This is a genomic window from Tepidibacter formicigenes DSM 15518 (assembly GCF_900142235.1).
Taxonomy (GTDB): Bacteria; Bacillota; Clostridia; order Peptostreptococcales; family Peptostreptococcaceae; genus Tepidibacter; species Tepidibacter formicigenes.
On sequence record NZ_FRAE01000124.1, the window covers coordinates 1 to 2,561 of the forward strand.

Consider the following 2,561-nt stretch of genomic DNA (forward strand, 5'->3'; position numbering starts at 1 on the left):
AGATTTTTTTCTTAATATTTCTTTCCCATGTTCATCTAAGCCAAGTGAAAATGTCAGTTTTATTAAGCTTTCCTTAGGTATTTTTACTACTGCCATGGTATCCCTCCTTTTTAATTTGTTACTTTAAGGATATGGGATTTGAAGGAATGATTAAATTTAAATTAATTTAGAAATTTAGTTAATTAAAGAAGTTTATAAAAAAATAGCACCTGAGTTTTGGTGCTATTTTTACTAAATTAATCTATCTTTTAGTTTTACCCAAATTACTGCTCCACGAGGATGGTTATAGTCTATAGGATCTTTTAATGTTTTTGCATCAGATAAAATCCATGCGTATTTGCCTTCATATTTAGATTTATTTTGTAATATTTTCTCCTTTGGAATACAATGTTTATTTGTTGATATTAAATCTTTAAAATACAATGGTCCTATTACATCTACAACTTTACAAGTTCCTAATATTTTCTTACTACCTTTTTTTATTAAAGCTATTTCTCCTCTTATTTTAGTCTTATGACTTCTGATTTCCCAAGTCTTTTCATGAGAAAGTATTTTTTCTATATAAGGAGATTTTATTATAAGTCCATTTATATTATTTTTTTCTATATGCTCTTTAAAGTTCATAAAAATACCTCTTATTGTTTAGAATACTTTTAATCGTTTGAATCAGCCATGGCTTTTATCATATTTTGAGCTATTCTTTCAATTACTGTTACTGTAACACAGTTTCCTGCTTGTTTATATTTAGGGCCATCAGGATAAATTCTTTTTTTACCATTTTTACCTGTTATATATTCTGGAAATGTATGATTACAATCATGAGTTTCAACATTAAATCCTTGAAATAAAAGGCATTCTTCAGGTGTTAATTTTCTAATATCATGATTGTCTTTAATTAAAGGAACATTATGTCCTCCTGTTCCCATATTTGCAGTTAATGTAGGACATACATTACTTTTATTTTCTCTAATATACATACCTCTTCTTATTTGATATAACGTATCTTGTCTAGTCATTTCTTTTTTTAGATCTTCATAATATTTCGTTTTATGATAATAATATTTTTCAGGTTTCTTTTCATCTAAATCTATAAGATCTTGTATTGTTTTAGTTAATTTAATAGGTCCTGGAAATTCAAATTTATCCATTATAGATTTATCTAAAAATCCAACTATAAAAATTCTTTCTCTGTTTTGAGGGATATTGCCATGGGTCATTGAATTAAGTATAGCTGAATCTACTTCATATCCTAACTTTCTTAACTCTTTTTCAATTATTTCATAAGTTCTTCCTTTATCATGAGATTTTAAATTTTTTACATTCTCAAGTAAAAAAGCTTTTGGTTTTTTTTCTTTTAAAACTCTTACTATTTCAAAAAATAGGTTTCCTCTATCATCTTCAAATCCTTTTCTTTCTCCTGCTATTGAAAAAGCTTGACAAGGAAAACCACCAGTTAATATATCAAAGTCTGGAATAGTTTTTTCATCTATATTTCTTATATCATCTTCTACTAAATAGGGTGCTCCATTAAAATTATGTCTATATGTTTCACAAGCATATTTATCAACTTCATTAGCCCATACAATTTCACATCCATTATTTTTAAATCCTAAGCATATTCCTCCAATTCCTGCAAACATGCTAGCAACTCTATATTTTTTACTCAAGATTCTTCCTCCTTAATGACATATTCAGAACTAAATTCTATCATAAAATATTTAATTCCGCAGCTGTCAAGATTTGTAAATACCCTTTTTATCTAAAATATAAATATTTTACCAAAACATATTTTATATATATAATTAAATTAGCATTTATTACCACATATATATTTTTTAGAGGAGGCTTTTAAAATGATAGTTAACAATATGCTGTTAAAACTTCCTGAAGGAGATTTTTATTCAGAAGTCTTAACATTTGGAAATGAAGATTTAACAAGTTTAGCAAGTATTTATAAAAATTGGAGAAATCTTTGTGATGAATTAGAAAATATAGGTGCAAGAAAAGTTAATCTTCCTGAAGGATTATCTGAATCAGCTTTTTGTTTAGCTAAAGGTATGGTTAGATTGACTAAATCAATTTCTGGTGCAAATACATCTTTTGATGCTTATGATCCTAATGAAGAAAGAGGAAATAATAGGATACAAATAAAAGCTTGTAGTATTTTACCTGACTTGACTTCTTTTGGTCCTAAATCTGAATGGGATAGAATTTTCTTTGTAGATTTTTATAGAGAAGGCAATTGGGATGGAACTTTTGATGTTTATGAAATAAACACTAATGATGTATATAATCATAAAGTAAATGCAACTCAAACATTAAGAGAGCAACAATTATAAGGAAGAAGACCTAGATTTAGTATTTATAAAGACTTAATCTTAAATGGTAAATACATATCAAAAGAAACTTTTAAGTTAAATTTAGAAGTTGAAGATTCTACTGTTGGAGCAAGTATATGGGGTATTACCACATAGCCATCAAGCTAAGGATTTTCAATGAGTGATGTTTGATATGATTTATAATAAATCAATTTCATACCTGTAAATATATATCAATATTTA

The 2,561-nt window shown here is 26.6% G+C and carries 3 protein-coding genes; 1 reads left to right on the top strand and 2 read right to left on the bottom strand.

Annotation, left to right across the window (positions count from 1 at the left end):
- Nucleotides 1-231: 231 nt before the first annotated feature.
- Together BUA77_RS13025 and dcm are read right to left on the bottom strand one after the other, a co-directional pair.
- Complete coding sequence (locus BUA77_RS13025; RefSeq protein WP_200773974.1) at nt 232-624, bottom strand: ASCH domain-containing protein; 393 nt, start codon at nt 622-624, stop codon at nt 232-234.
- Between the two features lie 29 nt (nt 625-653).
- Complete coding sequence (gene dcm, locus BUA77_RS13030) at nt 654-1,667, bottom strand: DNA (cytosine-5-)-methyltransferase (protein ID WP_242939134.1); 1,014 nt, start codon at nt 1,665-1,667, stop codon at nt 654-656.
- Between the two features lie 186 nt (nt 1,668-1,853).
- On the opposite strand from dcm, the gene BUA77_RS13035 reads away from it, so the two are divergent.
- A complete protein-coding gene (locus BUA77_RS13035; RefSeq protein WP_072890987.1) occupies nt 1,854-2,339 on the top strand; it encodes a Bsp6I family type II restriction endonuclease in 486 nt (161 codons plus the stop codon).
- Nucleotides 2,340-2,561 lie beyond the last annotated feature (222 nt).